Origin of the sequence: Paenibacillus silvestris, assembly GCF_009882985.1 — a bacterium.
GTDB classification, from domain to species: domain Bacteria; phylum Bacillota; class Bacilli; order Paenibacillales; family NBRC-103111; genus Paenibacillus_E; species Paenibacillus_E silvestris.
In genome coordinates this window covers 1,135,074-1,154,489 of the sequence record NZ_WTUZ01000010.1, presented here as the reverse complement: position 1 = coordinate 1,154,489, position 19,416 = coordinate 1,135,074, and the positions used below count along the sequence as shown (strand labels likewise).

Here is a 19,416-nt window from a genome sequence, read left to right as displayed (position 1 = left end):
GTGAGCGCTGGGAGGCATAAAATGAGATATACCATTCAGACCAAGCTGATGATCAGCTTTTCATTGGCTGCTTGTCTACTAGGCGTAACTGGGCAAGTTTGGTACAATTTGGCGCAAAATGTTCAGGTTCAGCACCTGTCAGCAGAAGGTTTTTCTTCTATCGTAAATTTTGCACTAGGCGTTACTGTGGCTTCTTTTGCTTGCATACTGGGAATAGGATTATGGACTTCGAGGGTGTTATCGCGTCCAGCCGTACAAATAGCGGAAAGGATGGAGCATATGGCATCAGGCCATATCGTGGAAGAGGAGCTCTCTGTGCAAATTCGTCATCGAGATGAGCTGGGAGATGCTGCCAAAGCCATGAGCCGTATGGCGCGTAATTTACGAAGCTTGATACGACGCGTATCCGCTTCCTCACAGCAATTAACAACAGGCGTGGAAACGCTGAACCTTACAGCTGAACAAACGGTGAAGACAAGTAAAGAGATTGGTGACTCTATGAATCAGGTCACGCTGGGAGCGGAGCGGCAAGTTGACCGTGTCTCTGTCACTATGAATACGCTTGATGAGATGAACAGCGGTCTTCACCGTATCGCTGATTTTTTCGAAACCGTCGATGCCTCTGCGCATAATGCGATGAATGAAGCGGCCGCTGGCAATGAGGTTATCCACAAAAATATGGCGCAAATCAAGTCGATTCAATCTGTCTGTGATGACTCGGCAGAGAACGTCAGGAACTTGAGTATACATACGCAAGAAATTGGGAATTTTGTGCGAATCATTACTGGGATTTCAGAAACGACGCATTTACTTGCACTGAATGCATCCATAGAAGCGGCTCGCGCAGGGGAGCATGGGCGGGGATTTTCGGTCGTTGCGAATGAAGTGAAGAAACTGGCTGACGACTCCAAGAAAGCAGCCCATCATATCTCAAATATTGTGAAATCGATTCAAGCGGAGACCTTTCAAGCTTTTCAGACTATGCAGCAAAGCAGTCTAGAAGTGAGTACAGGCATGGAACTCATGTCAGAAGCTAGCATTGCCTTTAAACAGATCTCCGAAGCGGTGAATGAAGTCACTACACTCAGCGGGCAAATTCGCGAAATTACGAATGATGCATTCGCGCGTGCTGCGCAAATCACCTCAGCCGTCAATGAGCTGGCATCGATTGCTAAAGAAGCTGTGACAAGCTCAAGCTTGGTAGCCTCCTCCTCCCTTGAGCAGACGGCATCCATGGAAGATATTTTTATAGCCTCGGAGGAATTGCATAAGATGGGGCATGAGCTTAACGATTTGGTTAGAATGTTTAGAGTTTGAAATCAACCGGAGATCCTCAGCACATCGCTGTGGGTCTTTTTTTGTCGCTCCGCACCTTGGAAAACAGTGGTATAATCAGTTTTGTTGATCATGATCTCACAGAAAGTTGAGGCAGAGAATAGATGATTACAAGAATGATTTATCGAGCGGAATGGCAAGATGGGCAAGTATCTACGGGTGTAAGAGCTTTAGAACAAAGTGAACAAGCCAAACAACGGATCATGCAAGGAGAGCTGATGACCGCTGCTGCTTATGTGTGGCAGAATAGTCTATTCCTCTACTATGAGTGTTTGGACTGCGAACTACGTCCTGATGATATCGCTAGCGCTGCTGTGCCCTATCTGAAGGATTGGCCAGGGCATTCGGACCCGCGCAAGTGGATTCGAATGATAGACGTGTTCCACTTTAATGAACCGGCGAATAACGAGCATTGGCTGCGAAAGGAGCGGGTAGAGAGGCGCGTCGGGAGAGTAGCACATTTGAAACCTGAGATGATCAGCAGTTATATCTATTATCATTATCAGCTTCAGGAAGAGCGGTCGTTCACAGGCGATAAATACGAAATCATCGCGATGCACGAGAATCTACTGTTTGGGTATCAAGAATTTCCTAAAGTCATAGAAAATCCAGTTGTGCCGGGTCGTTTGAAAACGAAAGGAACTCCGGAGAACTGGCAGGACTCGCGCATGGATTTGCACTTCCAGCCTTGGGAAGAAGATGGTTATCTGTACTTTAAACCGATTGAACCCATTTTTGCCTATTATATGGGCGACTTTTCATGAAGTAAGCGGCATGGAGGAATGACAACGTGGAACAACGTTTGGATAAGTCCAAAAAGGTCTATGCCATGCAACTGGCTACGATTTTTCTAGGCTTCATTGTATTTGGTTTTTCAGAGAATATTAAAGGACCCGCGATTCCGCGCATTCAACTTGATTTTATGCTGAATGAATCGCAGCTTGGCACATTACTGTCTCTCAACGCGCTGGGTTACCTCATCGCCTGTTCCTTCACGGCTTTTTTAACGCGCCTCTGGGGGATTAAAATCGTCAGTATTGCTGCTTTTGGCATGATGATCCTTTCCGGTTTTTGTATCTATATGTCCAGCAGTTTTCCCTTGTTTTCTTCCTCCTACTTTCTCATGTACATCGGCAACGGGATGCTTGAGATTGCACTCGCTATTCTGGGGGCGAGAATCTTTGTGAGAAATACGGGAACGATGATGAATCTCACGCACGGCTTCTATGGGCTCAGTTCCACAGTTGCCCCGTTGATTGCAACAGGACTTATGACCGTCAGTGTGTACGGCCATGTGCTTGATTGGCGTGGAATGTATGTGGTGATGCTTTCTTTGTCCATACTTCCTATCTTATTTGCTTTACGCAGTTCGTTTCCTTCCGACGAGATCTCCCATGAAGACCGGGTTCCTTTCAAAACGCTAACGCGTGATCCGGTATTGTGGTATATGGTCCTGATTCTTTCCTTCGGTGTAGTATCGGAGCTTGCGGTAGGAGGGTGGTTAGTCAATTTCCTGGAGAAAGCGTATGAATGGGAAGCAGTGAAGGCGTCTGGCATGCTGTCTGCTTTTTTCCTCTGCTTTGCGCTGGCAAGGCTAATTTTGGGCCCTATTACGGATAAAATAGGATTCAATTTGTCCCTGATTATTTTCTCTGGCTTTTCTGCGATCTGCACGTTTGGTGCGATTCTGGGAGGGGAACCCTTAGCTTTCCTATTCGCAGCAGCGGGAATCGGCATCGCAATGATTTACCCGACCGTTATGGCATTTATTGCCAAAAGATACCCGAACAGCAGCGATACGGCAATTACGTTTACAGTTACGCTAATGGGCGTCGGCAGTGTCATCGGCAACTATCTCATTGGCGGCGTCATTGAACTGGTGAAACAATGGGTTGGATCGGACACCCAAATGGGCCTGATTCGAGGCCTCCAGACCGGATATGGCTTCATTGGTCTGTGCGCAGCAATCTGCGCCGTTTATAGTTTCATTTTATACCGCTACTTAAAAAAGCAAAAAGAACTTATCTGAATCTAGCAATTTGTGGTACGATTCTTTCATATGAGGGAGAGGAGTTTTGAGGATGAGACCGAAAGTTTTTCTCGCAAAGCGAGTTCCAAGTGAAGTAGAAGCCTACATAGCGCAGTACTGCGATTATCGCAAATGGGACAGGGAAGAAGAAATCCCGCGTCAGCAGCTATTAGAGGAGCTGTCTGATGTAGATGGACTCTTAATATCTGGTGGAAGCATTGACGAAGAATTGCTCAATCATGCACCGAAGCTCAAAATTGTGAGCAACGTGTCGGTAGGCTACAACAATTTAGATACGGCTGCTATGAAGGCCAGAGGTGTTATGGGAACGCATACACCGGGCGTATTGGATGAGACGGTGGCGGATACGGTGTTCGGGCTTATTTTGGGCGCAGCAAGGCGAATACCGGAGCTTGACGCATACGTGAAAGCCGGCCAGTGGAAAAAAGGCAGCGATGATCATATTTTCGGGATCGATGTTCATCATGCCAAGCTCGGGATCATCGGCATGGGGCGCATTGGGGAGGCTATAGCCAGACGGGCGAAGTTTGGTTTTAATATGGAGGTTATGTACTATAATCGCAGCCGCAAAGAGGAAGCCGAGCAGAAGCTGGGCGTGGTTTACCGGTCGTTGCAGGAGCTTCTTCAGGAGTCTGATTTTGTGGTGCTAATGACACCGCTAACGCCTGAGACGAACCGTTTAATCGGTCGTGAAGAGCTGGCACTCATGAAGCAAACCGCGATCTTTATCAATACGTCCCGCGGGCAAACCGTTGATGAGGAAGCGCTCATTGAAGCTTTGGAAAAAGGGCAAATCCGCGGAGCGGGTCTTGATGTTTTCGAGCAAGAACCCGTAGACCCGGATAACAAGCTGTTGAAAATGCCCAATGTCGTCACCTTGCCGCATATCGGATCGGCTACTCATCAAACTCGGTTTGACATGGCGATGCTTGCCGCGAATAACCTGGTGAAGGGTGTTCAGGGTGAGGTTCCTCCGAACCTTGTTGCGGAGTTGAGGTAAGAATTAATGTTTGGAGGGAGGGAACTACAGTCCGTTTTTTCGATGAAAAGGCACATTTGCCGAGGTAGGGGGAACTACGCTCCGCTATTTTGCTGTTTTCACTTGAAAAACGAGCGATGGAGGCTGAATAAGATCCTGTAGTTCCCATAATCGAGGAAACAGGTCGTTTTCCCTTAAATAGAGGACTGCTGTTCCCTCAAGCTAAATAAAGCTTTGCCCCATTCAAGCAGAATAGGCTTATGGCAGGCGAGGTGGGAGTTGACTGTACCTGACGGATCGAGTTTGAACTCCGTCAGGTTTTTCTATTTGGTGCGCAATCGCCCTCTTATCCAACTGATCAGTATAATGCTTAATGGATAAACAACGCCTAGAAGGAGGGCAAGAGGAATGTAGGTATGGTTATCCCATTTTTGTTCATAGGCTCCATTCGGGTAAACGACAAGAGCCAGGACGATAACGATTAGCCCTAGGGGAATGCAGAGCGATTTGTAATCACGCAGTTGGAATGCGTGAGCTACACCACGAAGTGTTGTATGAAAAAACATCGATGTTTTGAAAAAAATGGAGACCAGCCACAAGAAGGCAACGACAACTTCAATGCGCTGCAAGAAATTCCCGATGCTTATTCGTTGTGCCAAGGCATAACTGGGGAAAGACTCCATGGCTGTAGTATCAGCCCCCAACACTAGCACACTGGAAACCACGAGTAGAAGCAAGGCCAGACCGCTTATTACAACGCCTACGTGGTAACCTTTTGCAGCTCTTTTTGCATTAGAAACTTGATTAATAATAGGTCCAATTGTTATAAACAAGGGAATATAGGTAAAGCTGACGATTCTTATGACAGACCGAGTGATCGGGATGGCCGTCGCTTCGCCAATCGGTAAGAGATTGTTCGTATCCATATTAGGGATATTCATGGTCATGAATAAGGTAAACAAGAGGATCAGCCATGGGAAGAAAATTTCAGCCGTTCTAAGAAAAACAACCAATCCCAGCTTGGCTCCCATCATGACGACAAGCATGAATAAGATGTTAATGGACTGGATTGGCGTTGAAGGCATAATTTGAGTGCTCAAAAAATGGCCTACGTAAAAAACATCTTGAGCGGCAAAAATAAGCGTTAGAAAGGAAATGCCAAACGTGATGATTCTGCCCAGCCACTTGCCATAAACGAGGTCATTAATGTCGAAGAGAGAAGAGATCGGAGATCTCTTCGCGACTGCGGTATAGAGGAAGGTCAGCATTGTGCCCAATGCTATGCTCAGTAAAAGAGGTATCCATGCATCCTGTTTGACATCCGCTGCTATGGATGCTGGAATGACCAGTATAGCTGTGCCTACGGAATAAAGGATGACGATGATCATGAGTTGTCGCGGTGTTATGGACTCTTTGTCCATGCAAGCACGTCCCTTGTTTAGCTGTTTTTAACTCGTTTTCTGCGCAAGTAGCCGATGCCGATTAGCAGAGCGGGATGAAAGGCGCCGAAACATAACCCCAGAGGTACCCAGGTTAGTTGATCCCATATATGGATGTAGGCCACATTGGGGTACACCATTAAAGAAAGCACGATCACAATGAAACCTGCTGGCGTTGCGAGAGCTCGATAATTTTGGAGTCGAAAAAAAGAAGCAATGGCTTTGAGTGTTACGTGAAAATATAGCGTCAGCTTAAAATAAATGGAAATAAACCATAAGAAAGCGACCGTAACTTCGATCCGTTGAAGAAAATTCCCGACGCTAATTTTTTTGGCTAGCGCGTAAGTAGCATATACATGTCGTGCCGATTGGTCCGCCCCCATCACCAGAATGCCTAATAAGGTGATGATGATCATCATGATTCCGCTTGTTATGCCGCCATAGAAGAAGGATTTGGCAAACCTCGCAGGGAATTTCGCCTCTTTTGAGATTAAACAGAGCGTAAATATGATTGGAAAAAAGGAGAATACGATCATAAACATGGCAGGTCGAGCAATCGACATGAAGCTTGCTTCGCCAATAGGCAGCAGATTCTTAATATTGGACTGCGGGGCTACAAAGATCACCAATAAGAAAAACAGCAACAGTATCCATGGGAAAAAGATCTCGGCGGTTCTCGCTAAGATGACTACACCCAGCTTGGCGCCAATGACAGTAAACGTGATCATGAGAATATGAATGGATTGGATGGGTGTCGTAGGCATGATCTGGGTTGTCATAAAAGTACCAATATAGAATAGAACCTGCGCGCTTAGGACGAACATCACATAGATATAGAGAAGCGTTACCCCTTTGCCAAGCCATTTGCCCAATACATGCTCATTCATATCAAAAAGCGTCATTGCCGGATACATCCGGGCTAACTTGACATACATCCAAATGAAGAGTAGACCTACACTTACTGCCGCTATCCCGGCAATCCAGGCATCCTGTTTGGATTCTGCAGCCAAAATGGAGGGGACGACAAGGATCGTTGTTCCCACTGAAATCAAGAAAATAAATATCATGAGCTGCCGAGCTGTTAATGTACTCTCGTTATTCATGCTCTGCCTCCCTATGCCGAGCTTAACTTTACTTATTTGATTAACCCGATTTGCAATAACAGCTTGCTTAATGGGGCCATAAAAACCGTAATTCCATCGGCTGGATTTGGCAGCATTTTTCCCATTCCTTTCAACGTTGCAAGCACATTTCCGATCACCATGAGTGATACGTACAACCAAACGGTCTTCTTACAACCTTGATTCCACAAACGAGGAAGCTCATACCACGCAATCAGGATGGTAATTACAAGTATGCTGATGCCAATTAACATAACGCCTACTCCTTTACGTCATTTACAACAGAGTCACCTAACGTGCCTGTTCCTCTCACCTTCGCAATCACATTAAGATGGGGCTCCACTTGTTTGAATTCCTGCTCCCAATTATCCTTGACTTTGTTCCAATAGGTCGGGTCAGCCCGATGAACAGCCTCGCCGAATCCATAGATATCTGTCCCTAACTGCTGCGTCTTTTTAATGGTTTTCTCCATATTGGATTTAATAAATTCAACGTACTGTGCATCCAAATAGGCAATCGTTTCTGTTTTGAAAAGATTGATCTTACACTCCACATCAGAGACATTCCCTTCTGTCCGCGTGTTGATGAAAATTTCAGGTTTATCATTTTTGATGACAGCGTGTATCTTGCTTTTGACTCGGGCGATATCGATCCCAATATTCCCGCCATCGGGGCAGATCAGGTGGATGGAAGAGCGCATGGATTGATTCGTAATGACGGAGTAAGCGCGGGACTCTTTCTCGTTCAACCATCCAACAAGTTTGTCTTTTTTAAAAACGGCATTGCCCGAATATTGCAGCCTCACGCGGGGTGTCGTGTAATTAATGTTGTTGTTGCTCGTGCCTGTCGTATGATCTCCTATAATTTGTATGCCTGATACAACGGAGCTTTTTCCAGCGGTGACAAGACCACTAGATAATTGATCGAGTTTAATTGTGACGGCAGAAGTCCACTCCTTTTTGGCAGCTTCGAGAGAATTGAAAATATAGTTTGCCGGAACTTTCTCAAGCGGTGTCATGACGCTTAATAAGTCCTTGGCTGTGCTGTCTCTTGCAATAACAACGTCAAAATCAGTTCGGAATTCGCTTCCTCTCATGAGATAATCCATCGTTTTGACGATTCCTTTGGAGGCTAGATCCTCTGAAATGACAAGGATGCGAATATGAGCGAAATAGATATTTCTCGAAATCGACGAAGTTAATCTTCTGACCGCTTCATTCAGGGTTACACCTTTGGAAGAATAGACGATAATGGGAACTTCAGAATTCCCATTTGACTTTGTCACACTCCCCGGATTCACAATTTGAACGGTTAACTCAAACTGACCGTCATCTGAAATATCAATACCTACACCTTCGGCGATGGCGATGTCGTTCAGCTCTCTGCGGCTCCAACAGCCGCTTAATAGGAACATGATCATGAGCAAGCATGCTGTTAGTCGCATCCAGGATATCAACTGAGCCTCGTGCCTCCCTTAAGGTCTGAATGGCTTTCTCTTCGCTTTCTTGACAACGTTATTGGTATGGACGGTACGCACTCGGGAAAATAACGACTGAAAGGGCATCCGAAATAAGGCATCCTTTTGTTTGTTTAATTCCAGAGGGGCAAAAGGGCTTAAGTAAGGAACGCCAAACGATTGTAAACTGTTCAGATGTAGAATCAGCCCAAGCAAACCCGCTAGTATTCCAAAAAATCCGAAGGAAGCCGCTAAAGCCATGAGCGGAAATCGTAAGATGCGAATGGCGTTCGATAAATCATAAGAAGGAAAAACAAAGCTGGAAATCGCGGTGATGGATACGACAATAACCATCGCAGCAGATACAATGCCAGCTTCAACCGCTGCTTGCCCGATGACCAGCGTCCCGACGAAGGATAATGCTGATCCAATGCTTCGCGGCATGCGAAGTGCGGCCTCCCGCAGCACTTCGAAGGTGATTTCCATCAACAAGGCTTCGATGAAAGCAGGGAAGGGAATGCCCTCTCTCTGCGCGGCTAGGGAAATGAGCAGCTGTGTTGGCAGCATTTCCTGATGAAACGTCGTAATGGCTACGTAGAAGGAAGGCGCTAATAAAGCTATAAGAAACCCGGCATAGCGGAGTATCCGGACTAAAGTGCTGATATCCACGCGATGATAGTAGTCCTCGGAAGCTTTGAGGAAGGTCTCAAACAAAGCTGGGGCGATGAGCACGAACGGGGTGCCGTCGACCAGGATGGCAACTTTGCCTTGAATCAGTTCAAGGGCTACGACGTCCGGACGTTCTGAGTTGTAGACCGTTGGAAAAGGCGTGATGACTTCATCCTGAATAAGCTCTTCGATATTGCTGCTTTCGAAGATGCCGTCAATTTGGATCTGACTGAGCCGATTGCGAGCCTCGATAATGAGCGAATCCTGGGCGATCCCGTGCACATACATCAGGACAACGTCTGTCTGGGTCACTTTACCAACTTGAAAAGTTTCCACCCACAAATTTGGATCCTTGATCTTTCTGCGGATGAGTGCCGTATTCGTACGGATCGATTCAGAGAATGATTCGCGCGGTCCACGAACAACGGTTTCAACATTCGTCTCCGTTACACCCCGGTCTTTCCAGCCTTTGGTGCTTGCTGCAAGACCTGTGGTGTAGCCGTTCATTAAGATAACCGAGTCGCCCGATAGGATATGATGAAACAAGTTTTTCATATCCAAGACCTTCTGAATTTCACCAATCGTTAACGTATGCATTTCTAATACGTCAAAAGGGTTTTGTTTAGGATCAATGTCCAAAGAATCTGTCATCATAGCTCGCATTATGAAGTCATTAATGACATTCCCATCCACAAGGCCATCGGTATATAGGATGGCGACGCCCTCTGTAATCGAGTTATAGGTAAACTCCCGAATGACTATATCCGTGCTGTTTCCGAGCGCTTGCCTGACATAATCCGTATTTTCTTGAATGGTTGCGAATAAAGGCATAGATGCCATCGGTTCCACGATGATGTTTTGTTTAGGAAGACTCGGATGTTTTTTGGAGCTCAGCCAACGAGCGAACATATGGTATTTTCTCCAAGCTCTAGGATGTTGTGCTAGTATCTTTTCCTTAAGTTTCCTGTGGTATGCGTATAAGAATAAGTTTGAAGGAACACAAATTCGGGTAAGTAGGCTTAGGATGCATAAAGTTAATGTAACGATCAAAGGAGGAAAAAACTATGTATAACAACATTCTTGTTCCTATCGACGGTTCTCAGCAATCGGATCAAGCACTGGATCATGCGATCCGGCTTGTCAAGCATATATCTCCGAGTGCCCGGATTACGGTTATCCATGTGAGTCCTCTGTTGATCTTGAACGAACCACCGATAAGTGTTCCGCTAAGTGAAACATTGGCTGAAGAAGGACGGAACATTGTTGAGCCTGCTTCGGCGAAATTGATGGAGAACAGGATACCTTTCAAAAGTATGACGTTGACGGGGGATCCATCAACGACGATCTGTCATCAGGCAGATACAGATGGCCACGATTTGATCGTGATGGGCAGCCGAGGGGTTGGCCTAATGTCGGAAATCCTTCTCGGCAGCGTAAGTCATGGTGTGATCAAACATGCGAACTGCCCGGTCATGATTATTAAATGAGGCATGAAGGAAAAAAGCTGCACCTTAACGGCTATTGGCCATTAAGGTGCAGCTTTTTTGAGGTATTGCCGTTGAAGGGAAGTGGGGCGGACCCTCCAGCATCAATTAGCGCTGCTGCGCGGCGGACGAGAAGAATCCCGCTCGACAAATCGGGTGTCCACCCTGATTTTGGAGGTGGCCTCGACGCCTTGTTCGATGGATTCGATTAACAAATCAACGGCTAAGTGGGCCATGCGTTTTTTCTCCACGTGAACGGTGGTCAGCTCCGGAGAAATGATGCGAGACTCCGATATATTGTCAAAACCAACAACAGATACTTGTTCAGGCACTCGGATGCCAAGCTCCGTCAACGTTTTCATGGCGCTAATGGCGATGTAATCACATTCGCAAAAGATCGCGGTCGGGAGTTGGCGGCCCGATTCCATATACGCCTTTATTTGTTTCTTAAGATCTTCCTGGGACGATAACATCGTCGGCGCTACAGCAAAGATGTGGTCAGGATGGATCTCGAGACCCTGTTCATGCAAAGCCTCATAAAAGCCAACTTTACGCTCCTCAAAATTCTGAATCCGAACATTGGAAGCAATGTAGCCAATTTCTGTATGACCAATTTCGCATAGATGAGCACCCGCTTGATAAGCCCCCATGAAGTTGTTCATGCTCACGAAATGGACGGGCAGCTTATCGAAGCAATTGTCGAGCACAACAAGGTGAGGTCCTAGCCGATTAGAAATGTCCAGAATTTCCTCAGGACTCAGGTTATTCCCGAGTAGAATGATGCCATCGCTTTGGTTATCCTCCGCAAGTGTTCGAATTTCGCGTTCGAAATACTCCATATCCACGGATGAAAAAAGCAAAGAGTAACCTTTGGAGCGGCAGCGATCCTCAATATAATGAATCAGCTCTCTAAAAAAAGGCTGCTGATAATAGGCTTCAAGCACGATTCCCGAATTGGTAAATACGAGAAAAGAGAGGGATTTCACGGCGCTTTCGGCAGCAGCTGCCCGAGGCTTCGGGGAATAGCCGCTTTCCCTGGCAATTTCAAGTACGCGGTCGCGGGTCTCCGAGCTGATCCCTGTTTTACCGTTTAGAGCAAGTGATACCGCAGATTTGGAAACTCCGGCCATCTTCGCAATATCTTCCATTTTCAAGTCGAACAATCCCCATTTACTAAATTAGTTGAGTGAGTTTAGTTTATCTTCATCCGCAAAAAAATGCAATAAATCATTTAAATTAAACTAAACTTTTTATATAAAAATAACTAAATTTCATAATAAACAGCATTGACGTCCCATTATTGGCATGTTAGCATGAATTTATTCATAAAATTAGCTAAACAAAGGCAAACATAAATCTATTAATTTTAGTAAACTTTCATCTCAACATTATATTTGTTTAGCTAAACATAACAGGAGGCACATCCATGAAAAAACTAAAGCTAGGCTACGCACCGACGCGCAGATTCGTTTTTAGCGCTGAGGATGCGTTTAAGTACAAAGTGCTCATTCGGGAAAAAATCCAAAACTTCGGATTGGACATCGATATTGTCGATCTAGAGGGGATCAATTCGGAAGGCCTTCTCTATGACGATAACATTAACGCGGATCTCATCATCAATCGATTCAAACAAGAGGAAGTCGATGCCGTATTTTTCCCACATTGTAACTTCGGTACAGAAGATACGGTTGCGCGGGTAGGCAAAGCGCTAGGCAAGCCGGTGCTGTTATGGGGGCCTCGCGATGAAGCTCCACTCGAGGATGGCATGCGGCTTCGAGATACACAATGCGGATTATTCGCAACAGGCAAGGTGCTTAGGCGTTTTAATGTGCCATTTTCCTATGTGACGAATACGCGTGTGAACGATCCTGTTTTTGAAAGGGGTTTCTCTAATTTCATCTCTGCAGCGAATGTTGTTCGCCAGTTCCGTTCGCTGCGTATCCTGCAAATCGGGCCGAGACCGTCCTCATTTTGGACAATGATGTGCAATGAAGGCGAATTGCTGGAGCGTTTCGGTATTGAGCTGCACCCGATCACACTCGTTGACATTCAGCGTGCTACTAAGCGCATCGAAAACGGTCAATCCTCTGAATTGGCGCAAGCGATGGATTACATCAAGGAGAAACTGGACTGGTCGGAAGTGACGGAAGCGGATGTAAGGCGAATTGCCTCGCTCAAGGTAGCGATGAAGCAGTACGCTGAGCAAACAGGCAGCACGGCAATTGCGATCCAATGCTGGTCATCGCTGCAGGAAGCCATGGGAATTATGCCTTGTTTGGCGAACGCCATTTTGACCGATGAACAAATCCCGGTGACGTGTGAGACTGACATTCATGGTGCGATTACTTCCGTGATGGTTCAAGCTGCAGCGATGAATGAAGCGCCTACTTTTTTTGCGGATTTAACTGTACGCCATCCAGAGAACGCCAACGGTGAATTGCTGTTCCACTGCGGGAATTTCCCAGTTTCCCTATCCGTTGAGAATAAACCGAAGCTGCGCAAGCATTTCTTGTTCGATGATCATGCCCCTGGGACTCACGAAGGTGAGATTAAAGGCGGCGGCATGACGCTGGCACGTTTTGACGGTGATCATGGCGATTATCAATTATTCCTTGGGAAAGCCAAGGGAATTCAAGGACCTTATACACGTGGATCTTATGTGTGGGTTGAAGTAAACGATTGGCCGCTGTGGGAAGAAAAGCTTGTGAAGGGGCCGTATGTGCATCATTCCGTAGGCATTCATGCCAATGTCATTCCTGCTTTATATGAAGCATGTTCGTATATCCCTGGACTCACCCCTGACCCTGTGGATCCGACGGAAAGTGAAATTCAGGCTTGGCTGCGAGGCAAAGGCCTGTAAATAAGGAGGACATATGGAAATCAGAGCACTTCAAGCGAAAGCAACGCAAATCAGGATGGATTTATTGCAAATGATTGCTGGGGCACAAACAGGTCATACGGGTGGTTCACTTAGCAATACAGATATTTTGACTGCACTCTATTACCGCGTGATGAATATTGATCCTGCGAGACCGAAGGCGGTAGATCGTGATCGGTTTATTTTGAGTAAGGGGCATTCGGTAGAATCCCTTTGGTCGATCCTTGCTGACCGCGGGTTTTTCCCAAAAGAGGAGCTCACGACTTTCAGCAAATTCGGCACGAAGCTCATTGGACATCCGAACAATAAGGTGCCAGGCATCGAGATGAACACAGGCGCGCTTGGCCATGGGCTTGCGGTCGCAGTCGGTATGGCGCTTGCCGCGAAAAAAGACGGTGCAGCCTATCGAACTTACTGCCTCATGGGAGATGGCGAGCAGGCGGAAGGCTCGGTATGGGAAGCTGCGATGGCGGGATCTCACTACAAATTAGATAATTTAATTGGCATTATTGACCGCAATCGGTTGCAGATCAGCGGCTCCACGGAAGACGTTATGGGCCTAGATCCGCTCGAGGACAAGTGGACAGCTTTCGGTTGGCATGTTGTTTCCATTGACGGCAACGATATGCAAGCTTTGGTCGAGACTTTCGATGCCGTACCGGCACACAATGGTAAACCGACGCTTGTCATGGCCAATACGGTTAAGGGCAAAGGTGTTTCCTTTGCCGAGAATGTGCCACACTGGCATCATCACGTGCCTAACCAAGTTGAATTGGAGAAAGCTCTGGCAGAGCTCGCTGCCGCATTCGACAATTACGAGCAGAAAGGTCAGGTGCGATAAGATGAACACGATTCCAAATCGTCAGGTCATTTGCGATACATTGCTAAAGAAGGCACAGGATGACCGCTCCATTATGGTGCTTGCCAGTGATTCGCGAGGTTCGGCAGCTATGGGACCTTTTGCCAAAGCATTTCCGGAGCAATTCGTGGAGGTGGGGATCGCGGAGCAAAATATCGTGGGAATTTCCGCAGGTCTTGCCCACAGTGGCAAGAAGCCGTTCGTTACGTCGCCGGCTTGCTTCCTCAGCATGCGCAGCATTGAGCAAATCAAAGTAGACGTAGCTTATTCAGCTACGAATGTGAAGCTGGTCGGAATCAGCGGAGGTGTTAGTTACGGCGCGCTTGGCATGTCCCATCACTCGGTTCAAGATGTCGCCGTTATGCGGGCGATACCCGGTATCGCTGTTATGATGCCTGCTGACCGGCATGAAACGAAGCGGATGACGGAAGCGCTTGTTGAACACGAAGGCGGCGTCTATGTTCGGATTGGACGCAACGCGGTGGAAGATGTGTATGAATCGGACGACTACGAATTCATCATTGGCAAATCCGTCCAAATGCGCGAAGGCAGCGATGTGACGATCATTGCGGTAGGGGAAACGGTTCGTGTCGCATTGGACGCTCATGAAGCCCTGAAGGAAGCGGGCGTAACTTGCCGGGTAATCAATATGCATACGATAAAGCCTCTGGACGCAGAGGCGATTATCCAGGCAGCGAAGGAAACGGGTCGCATCATCACGGTGGAAGAGCACAGTGTTCATGGCGGACTTGGCGCAGCTGTGTCGGAAGTGGTCGTTCAGAATTGGCCCGTACCCATGCGGATCATCGGTATCCCGGATGAACCGGCGATTGCTGGGAAGACGGCTGAGGTTTTTGGTCATTATGGCATTAGCAGCAGCAATCTTAAGCGTGTGGCGCTTGAAATGCTCGGCAGACAGGAGTAATGACGATGGAAAAGTCCTATCTGCTCGCGATCGATCAAAGCACATCAGGTACGAAAGCGCTTGTCATTGACCGCGCAGGCCAGATTACGGCGCAAAGCGCGAACCCGCATCGTCAGTACTATCCTCGTCCAGGGTGGGTCGAGCACGATCCTATGGAAATTTATGCGAATGTGATTCGTTCTGCGCATGAAGCCTTGGCGATTGCCGGCATCGGCCCCGATTCGCTAGCTGCCTTAACAATCACGAATCAGCGGGAGACGGCTGTGTTGTGGGATCAAGCGACGGGGCTTCCCGTCCATGCCGCGATCGTATGGCAGTGCCAGCGAACGGCGGACCAGTGCGCCATCTACCAAAGGGCTGGGCACGAGGAGACGGTGCGCAGCAAGACGGGACTGATGCTCGATCCGTATTTCTCCGCTGCGAAATGGGGCTGGATCTTGCAGAACGTAGAGGGAGTGCACGACAAGCTGGCAGCAGGCAAGCTGCTCGCAGGCACGATCGACAGCTGGCTGCTGTGGAAGCTGAGCGGGGGCAAGACGCATGCGACCGATTACACGAACGCGAGCCGCACCTCGCTTTTTAATATCCACTCTTTACAGTGGGATGAGGAGTTGTGCGGCCTCTTTGGCGTGCCGTCCGAGCTGCTTCCCGAAGTCAAAGCTTCAGATGAGATTTTTGGCTACACGGAAGATAGCGAACTATTCGGCGATTGCCGTGTTCCGATAACGGGGGTGATCGGCGACTCGCAGGGAGCTTTATTCGGTAATCAGTGCTTTGAGACTGGCATGGCGAAAGCTACTTACGGGACTGGCACTTCGGTGCTAATGAATGTAGGCGATAGCCCGATCCCGTCTGGCAACGGACTTGTAAGCGCCATTGCTTGGGGCCGAAGCGGCAAAGTGACGTATGCCGTTGAAGCCGTTATCCGTACCTCTGGTGACAGCTTGACCTGGGTTCGGGATAATTTGGGCTTGTTTCGTACATTTGAAGAGATGGAACAAATGCTTGAGCAAGCGCCAGATAGTGAAGGCGTATATTTGGTGCCTGCGTTCGTAGGGCTTGGCGCCCCCTACTGGGACGCTTATGCCAGAGCTTCCATCACCGGGATGAATCGGGGGACGACCAAAGCGCACATCATTCGAGCAGCTATTGAAAGCATCGCTTTTCAGGTGCATGATGCGGTTAAACTAATGGAAAATGAAACCGCTGTTGCGCTCCAGGAGCTGCGGGCAGACGGCGGTGCATCCGATAATGTGAATTTGATGCAATTCCAGGCTGATTTGTTAGGTAAAATGGTCGTAAAATCAGAAATTGCGGAATTGTCTGCGCTAGGCTCTGCGTATTTGGGCGGTGTCGGGATCGGCTTTTGGCCGTCAATTGAAGCGATAGGTACAAAGCTGGAAGGCTCTATCAAGTATCAGCCGAAAATGCTGCCGGAGCTGCGCGAAGCCCATTGTTCCGGCTGGAAGAAGGCAGTATCCTCCGTGTTAACACGGAATGATCAGGAGTAAGAAGGAGAGAAAAGGAATGCCGCACCATTTTATGCCTTATGAGGTTCCAGAGCAGAAGCAGGTTCGTGTCATTATTAATACCGATGCCAAATGCGAGGCTGACGATCAATATGCGATCGTACATGCGATTTTATCACAACGTTTACAAATTAAGGGCTTTATCGGAGCCCACTTCGGTCCAAGAAGTGCTGCTTCGATGCAAGAATCTTATGAGGAAGTTGAACATGTGCTCCAGCTCATGGGGATGAGAGACCAATATGACGTCTATCGGGGGGCGCCCCACAAACTCCCGGATGTTCATACACCTGTGCCTTCCGAAGGCAGCCAACTCATTATTGATGAAGCGATGAAGGACGATCCGAGGCCTTTATTTGTCACGTTTCAGGGACCGTTAACCGATCTGGCTAGCGCTTATTTGCAGGAGCCAAGAATTGCGGATCGGCTTATCGCTGTTTGGATCGGCGGAGGTACGTATCCTGAGGGGCATGAGGAATTCAATTTATCTAATGATGTCGAAGCCGTTAATGTCGTTTTCAATTCGCCTATCCCGTTATGGCAAGTTCCTAAGAATGTGTACGAAATGGTGCGCGTTGGCATCGCCGAGCTTGCCATGAAGGTTCGTCCTCATGGCCGCATCGGCAGCTATTTGTATGATTACCTCGTCAATCACAACATGAATAACGGGCATCGACCGCAATGGCCGAAAGGGGAGACCTGGGTGTTAGGCGATTCACCGGCGGTTTCCTTGCTGCTAGAAGAGCAAAGGTTCGATTATGAGATGATCGAGGCGCCGAATGTCGATGCCGAAATGCGATATATCGCGAAGCCGGGCAACCGTAAAATCCGAGTCTACCGGAGTGTGGATTCCCGGTTTATTTTGGAGGACTTTTACGCGAAATTGGCGTTGTTCGCTCTCTATGAGAAGGAGCAGGATTCACAGTAACGTTAGGAGTAGCTCCGGTTGTAAAACAAGCTTAAATGTGGCGTGGAGCCTCATTCCACGCCAATGCTACGCCGTAACGTTGTTTTACGACGCTACCGTAGCAACACCAACTCCCCCGACCCCAGCTGAGAAAGCTAAATCGGCTGTCTCAGAGCCGAAATATCCCCCATTCCCAGCCGAGAGAACCCAAAAAGCCGTCTCATACTGCAAAGTAGTCATAATTCAGCCGTAATATCCGGCGAGAAGGTCAAAAAGTCCGTCTCGCAGCCGTAATATCCTCCAATACCTTCCGAGAAAGCCCAAATGGCTGGCTCGCTATCCGGGCCTTGTTTGTGCATCCACATTTCCATGAAACGCCGTTTCCACCTCGAACTGTTCCAAACGTTTTGCAATACGAAACTGGTAGTGGATTTATGAAAGCGTTTCAGTAAAAAACGCTTCAAGTTGATCCTTTATTATTTTCAAGTTGATAATTACAATACTTCAAATGTCCATTTAGAGGATCTCTTTTACAGCTGAAAAACATAGAAACTTATCGATTCATTGTAATTTGCAAATTACAATTCTACATATATCCAGTTTCTTAAAAGCGTGGTATGATTTGTGATGTCATAATATTTCGCATACGAATGATTTCTGTTTGTAAGGGGGAGGCGTATTTTGGAAGAGATTAAAGGACTTGTAGCTGAACTTTCAAGACTGCATAAAGTACGGGCTTCTTTATTGTATCGAGAACTTCAGAAAGAAGAGCTTACAGGACCTCAGTTATTTATCTTGCGGGAACTGTTCCAGGAGGAACCAAGAAAACTTGGCGATCTGGCCAAGTCCGTCCAACTCAGTAATAGCACGGTATCTGGTATTGTAGACCGGCTGGAACGTAATGGGATGGTGCAGCGCAAAAGAGATGAGCAAGATCGCAGGGTGGTCTGGATTGGTACGACAGATTTATGCCAACAGTTGAAGAAAACGAAGGTCGAGACGATGAACAATGAGTTTTTTGCAGGCCTAGAGAACGTCTTTACACTGGAGCAGATTGAGACTTGCCAAGAAGTGGTTGGCATGTTGATTAAACATTTGGAGAAAAAGCTGGAGGGAACGGAATGAAACGTAAATTAATTTTAATTATTATTCTGGCTGTTATCGTTATTAGCGGAGCCTATATTGGCGGGTATTACTGGTATCAGGGCGCTAATTACGTTGCAACAGACAACGCCCGTATCTCGGGAGATATCTATCGTGTCATGCCTCGAATTGCCGGCAAAATTAATACGCTTGGCATTAAAATGGGGGATACGGTTGTGGCGGATCAAATCGTTGGGCAGCAGGATATTACGAACTTATCAAATAGTTTATTAGATCAAGCTTCACTACGCTCACCAATAAGTGGAACAGTCATTCAAACTTCTGCTAAGGTTGGCGAAGTCGTGGCCCCTGGGCAGTCTATCGCCATGATTGTGGATAAGAATGCTCTATTCGTATCTGCAGACATCGACGAGACGAAGATCCAAAAAATCCATGTTGGACAGCCGGTAAGCATTGATATTGATACATATGGCAAAACGGAGTTTCAAGGAAAAATCTTGGAGATTGGTCAAGCGACAGCTTCTACGTTCTCTTTGCTTCCAACAACCAGTTCAAGCGGGAATTTCACCAAAGTAACACAACGAATGAGTGTAAAGATTTCTATAGACGATCATAAGGGATTGGATCTAGCGCCGGGAATGAATGCTGCGATCAAAATCCATATCAAAGGGGAGTAAGGATTGC

19 protein-coding genes are annotated in these 19,416 nt (G+C 47.3%); 12 read left to right on the top strand and 7 right to left on the bottom strand.

Translation table 11 applies throughout. The features are described 5' to 3' along the window. The first annotated feature begins 21 nt into the window (after positions 1-21). The 4 genes from GQF01_RS08730 (at position 22) to GQF01_RS08715 (ending at position 4,385) form a co-directional block, all read left to right on the top strand. Positions 22-1,317 (top strand): methyl-accepting chemotaxis protein, encoded by a 1,296-nt coding sequence (locus tag GQF01_RS08730; RefSeq protein ID WP_161406380.1) that lies wholly within the window; start codon positions 22-24, stop codon positions 1,315-1,317. Between the two features lie 122 nt (positions 1,318-1,439). After that, entirely contained in the window at positions 1,440-2,099 is a 660-nt protein-coding gene (locus GQF01_RS08725; RefSeq protein WP_161406379.1) for a hypothetical protein, read from the top strand. Positions 2,100-2,164: 65 nt separating this feature from the next. After that, complete coding sequence (locus GQF01_RS08720; RefSeq protein WP_161406487.1) at positions 2,165-3,364, top strand: MFS transporter; 1,200 nt, start codon at positions 2,165-2,167, stop codon at positions 3,362-3,364. A 52-nt stretch (positions 3,365-3,416) separates the two neighbouring features. Then, positions 3,417-4,385 (top strand): 2-hydroxyacid dehydrogenase, encoded by a 969-nt coding sequence (locus GQF01_RS08715; RefSeq protein ID WP_161406378.1) that lies wholly within the window; start codon positions 3,417-3,419, stop codon positions 4,383-4,385. Between the two features lie 302 nt (positions 4,386-4,687). Here the strand turns inward: GQF01_RS08715 and GQF01_RS08710 are convergent, their stop codons facing one another. Genes GQF01_RS08710 through GQF01_RS08690 form a run of 5 tightly spaced genes read right to left on the bottom strand, consistent with a single transcriptional unit; the run spans position 4,688 to position 9,958 of the window. Continuing rightward, complete coding sequence (locus GQF01_RS08710) at positions 4,688-5,785, bottom strand: GerAB/ArcD/ProY family transporter (RefSeq protein ID WP_161406377.1); 1,098 nt, start codon at positions 5,783-5,785, stop codon at positions 4,688-4,690. Positions 5,786-5,802: 17 nt separating this feature from the next. Continuing rightward, complete coding sequence (locus tag GQF01_RS08705) at positions 5,803-6,906, bottom strand: GerAB/ArcD/ProY family transporter (RefSeq protein WP_161406376.1); 1,104 nt, start codon at positions 6,904-6,906, stop codon at positions 5,803-5,805. A gap of 32 nt (positions 6,907-6,938) precedes the next feature. Next, positions 6,939-7,178 carry a hypothetical protein gene (locus tag GQF01_RS08700; protein ID WP_161406375.1) on the bottom strand — a complete coding sequence of 80 codons (240 nt, stop codon included), beginning with the start codon at positions 7,176-7,178 and terminating at the stop codon, positions 6,939-6,941. 5 nt (positions 7,179-7,183) lie between these two features. Then, the gene (locus GQF01_RS08695) at positions 7,184-8,368 is read right to left on the bottom strand and encodes a Ger(x)C family spore germination protein (RefSeq protein WP_161406374.1); all 1,185 of its coding nucleotides are present in this window, start codon (positions 8,366-8,368) and stop codon (positions 7,184-7,186) included. Positions 8,369-8,398: 30 nt separating this feature from the next. Further along, on the bottom strand, positions 8,399-9,958 hold the full coding sequence (locus GQF01_RS08690) for a spore germination protein (protein WP_161406373.1): 1,560 nt from the start codon (positions 9,956-9,958) through the stop codon (positions 8,399-8,401). Between the two features lie 155 nt (positions 9,959-10,113). On the opposite strand from GQF01_RS08690, the gene GQF01_RS08685 reads away from it, so the two are divergent. Then, positions 10,114-10,536: a universal stress protein gene (locus GQF01_RS08685; protein WP_161406372.1), complete on the top strand. Its 423-nt coding sequence runs from the start codon at positions 10,114-10,116 to the stop codon at positions 10,534-10,536. A 101-nt stretch (positions 10,537-10,637) separates the two neighbouring features. On the opposite strand, the gene GQF01_RS08680 is transcribed toward GQF01_RS08685, so the two are convergent. After that, on the bottom strand, positions 10,638-11,687 hold the full coding sequence (locus tag GQF01_RS08680; protein ID WP_202556128.1) for a LacI family DNA-binding transcriptional regulator: 1,050 nt from the start codon (positions 11,685-11,687) through the stop codon (positions 10,638-10,640). A 272-nt stretch (positions 11,688-11,959) separates the two neighbouring features. On the opposite strand from GQF01_RS08680, the gene GQF01_RS08675 reads away from it, so the two are divergent. The 5 genes from GQF01_RS08675 to GQF01_RS08655 are packed head-to-tail and all read left to right on the top strand — an operon-like array spanning position 11,960 to position 17,649. Beyond that, positions 11,960-13,393, top strand: a complete 1,434-nt coding sequence (locus tag GQF01_RS08675; RefSeq protein ID WP_161406371.1) for an L-fucose/L-arabinose isomerase family protein — start codon at positions 11,960-11,962, stop codon at positions 13,391-13,393. 13 nt (positions 13,394-13,406) lie between these two features. Next, complete coding sequence (locus tag GQF01_RS08670; protein ID WP_161406370.1) at positions 13,407-14,252, top strand: transketolase; 846 nt, start codon at positions 13,407-13,409, stop codon at positions 14,250-14,252. Position 14,253: 1 nt separating this feature from the next. Further along, positions 14,254-15,195: a transketolase family protein gene (locus GQF01_RS08665; protein ID WP_161406369.1), complete on the top strand. Its 942-nt coding sequence runs from the start codon at positions 14,254-14,256 to the stop codon at positions 15,193-15,195. Then, a complete protein-coding gene (gene glpK / locus GQF01_RS08660) occupies positions 15,195-16,706 on the top strand; it encodes a glycerol kinase GlpK (RefSeq protein ID WP_161406368.1) in 1,512 nt (503 codons plus the stop codon). The genes GQF01_RS08665 and glpK overlap by 1 nt, the downstream gene beginning before the upstream one ends. 16 nt (positions 16,707-16,722) lie before the next feature. Then, the gene (locus GQF01_RS08655; protein ID WP_235959124.1) at positions 16,723-17,649 is read left to right on the top strand and encodes a nucleoside hydrolase; all 927 of its coding nucleotides are present in this window, start codon (positions 16,723-16,725) and stop codon (positions 17,647-17,649) included. 215 nt (positions 17,650-17,864) lie between these two features. Here GQF01_RS08655 and GQF01_RS36595 read toward each other — a convergent pair whose 3' ends face one another. Beyond that, on the bottom strand, positions 17,865-17,999 hold the full coding sequence (locus tag GQF01_RS36595; RefSeq protein ID WP_268894329.1) for a hypothetical protein: 135 nt from the start codon (positions 17,997-17,999) through the stop codon (positions 17,865-17,867). 310 nt (positions 18,000-18,309) lie between these two features. Here GQF01_RS36595 and GQF01_RS08650 point away from each other — a divergent pair, with 310 nt between their 5' ends. Together GQF01_RS08650 and GQF01_RS08645 are read left to right on the top strand one after the other, a co-directional pair. After that, the gene (locus tag GQF01_RS08650; RefSeq protein ID WP_161406367.1) at positions 18,310-18,753 is read left to right on the top strand and encodes a MarR family winged helix-turn-helix transcriptional regulator; all 444 of its coding nucleotides are present in this window, start codon (positions 18,310-18,312) and stop codon (positions 18,751-18,753) included. After that, entirely contained in the window at positions 18,750-19,409 is a 660-nt protein-coding gene (locus GQF01_RS08645; protein ID WP_161406366.1) for an HlyD family efflux transporter periplasmic adaptor subunit, read from the top strand. Before GQF01_RS08650 ends, GQF01_RS08645 begins: the two co-directional genes overlap by 4 nt. The last annotated feature ends 7 nt before the right edge of the window (positions 19,410-19,416 follow it).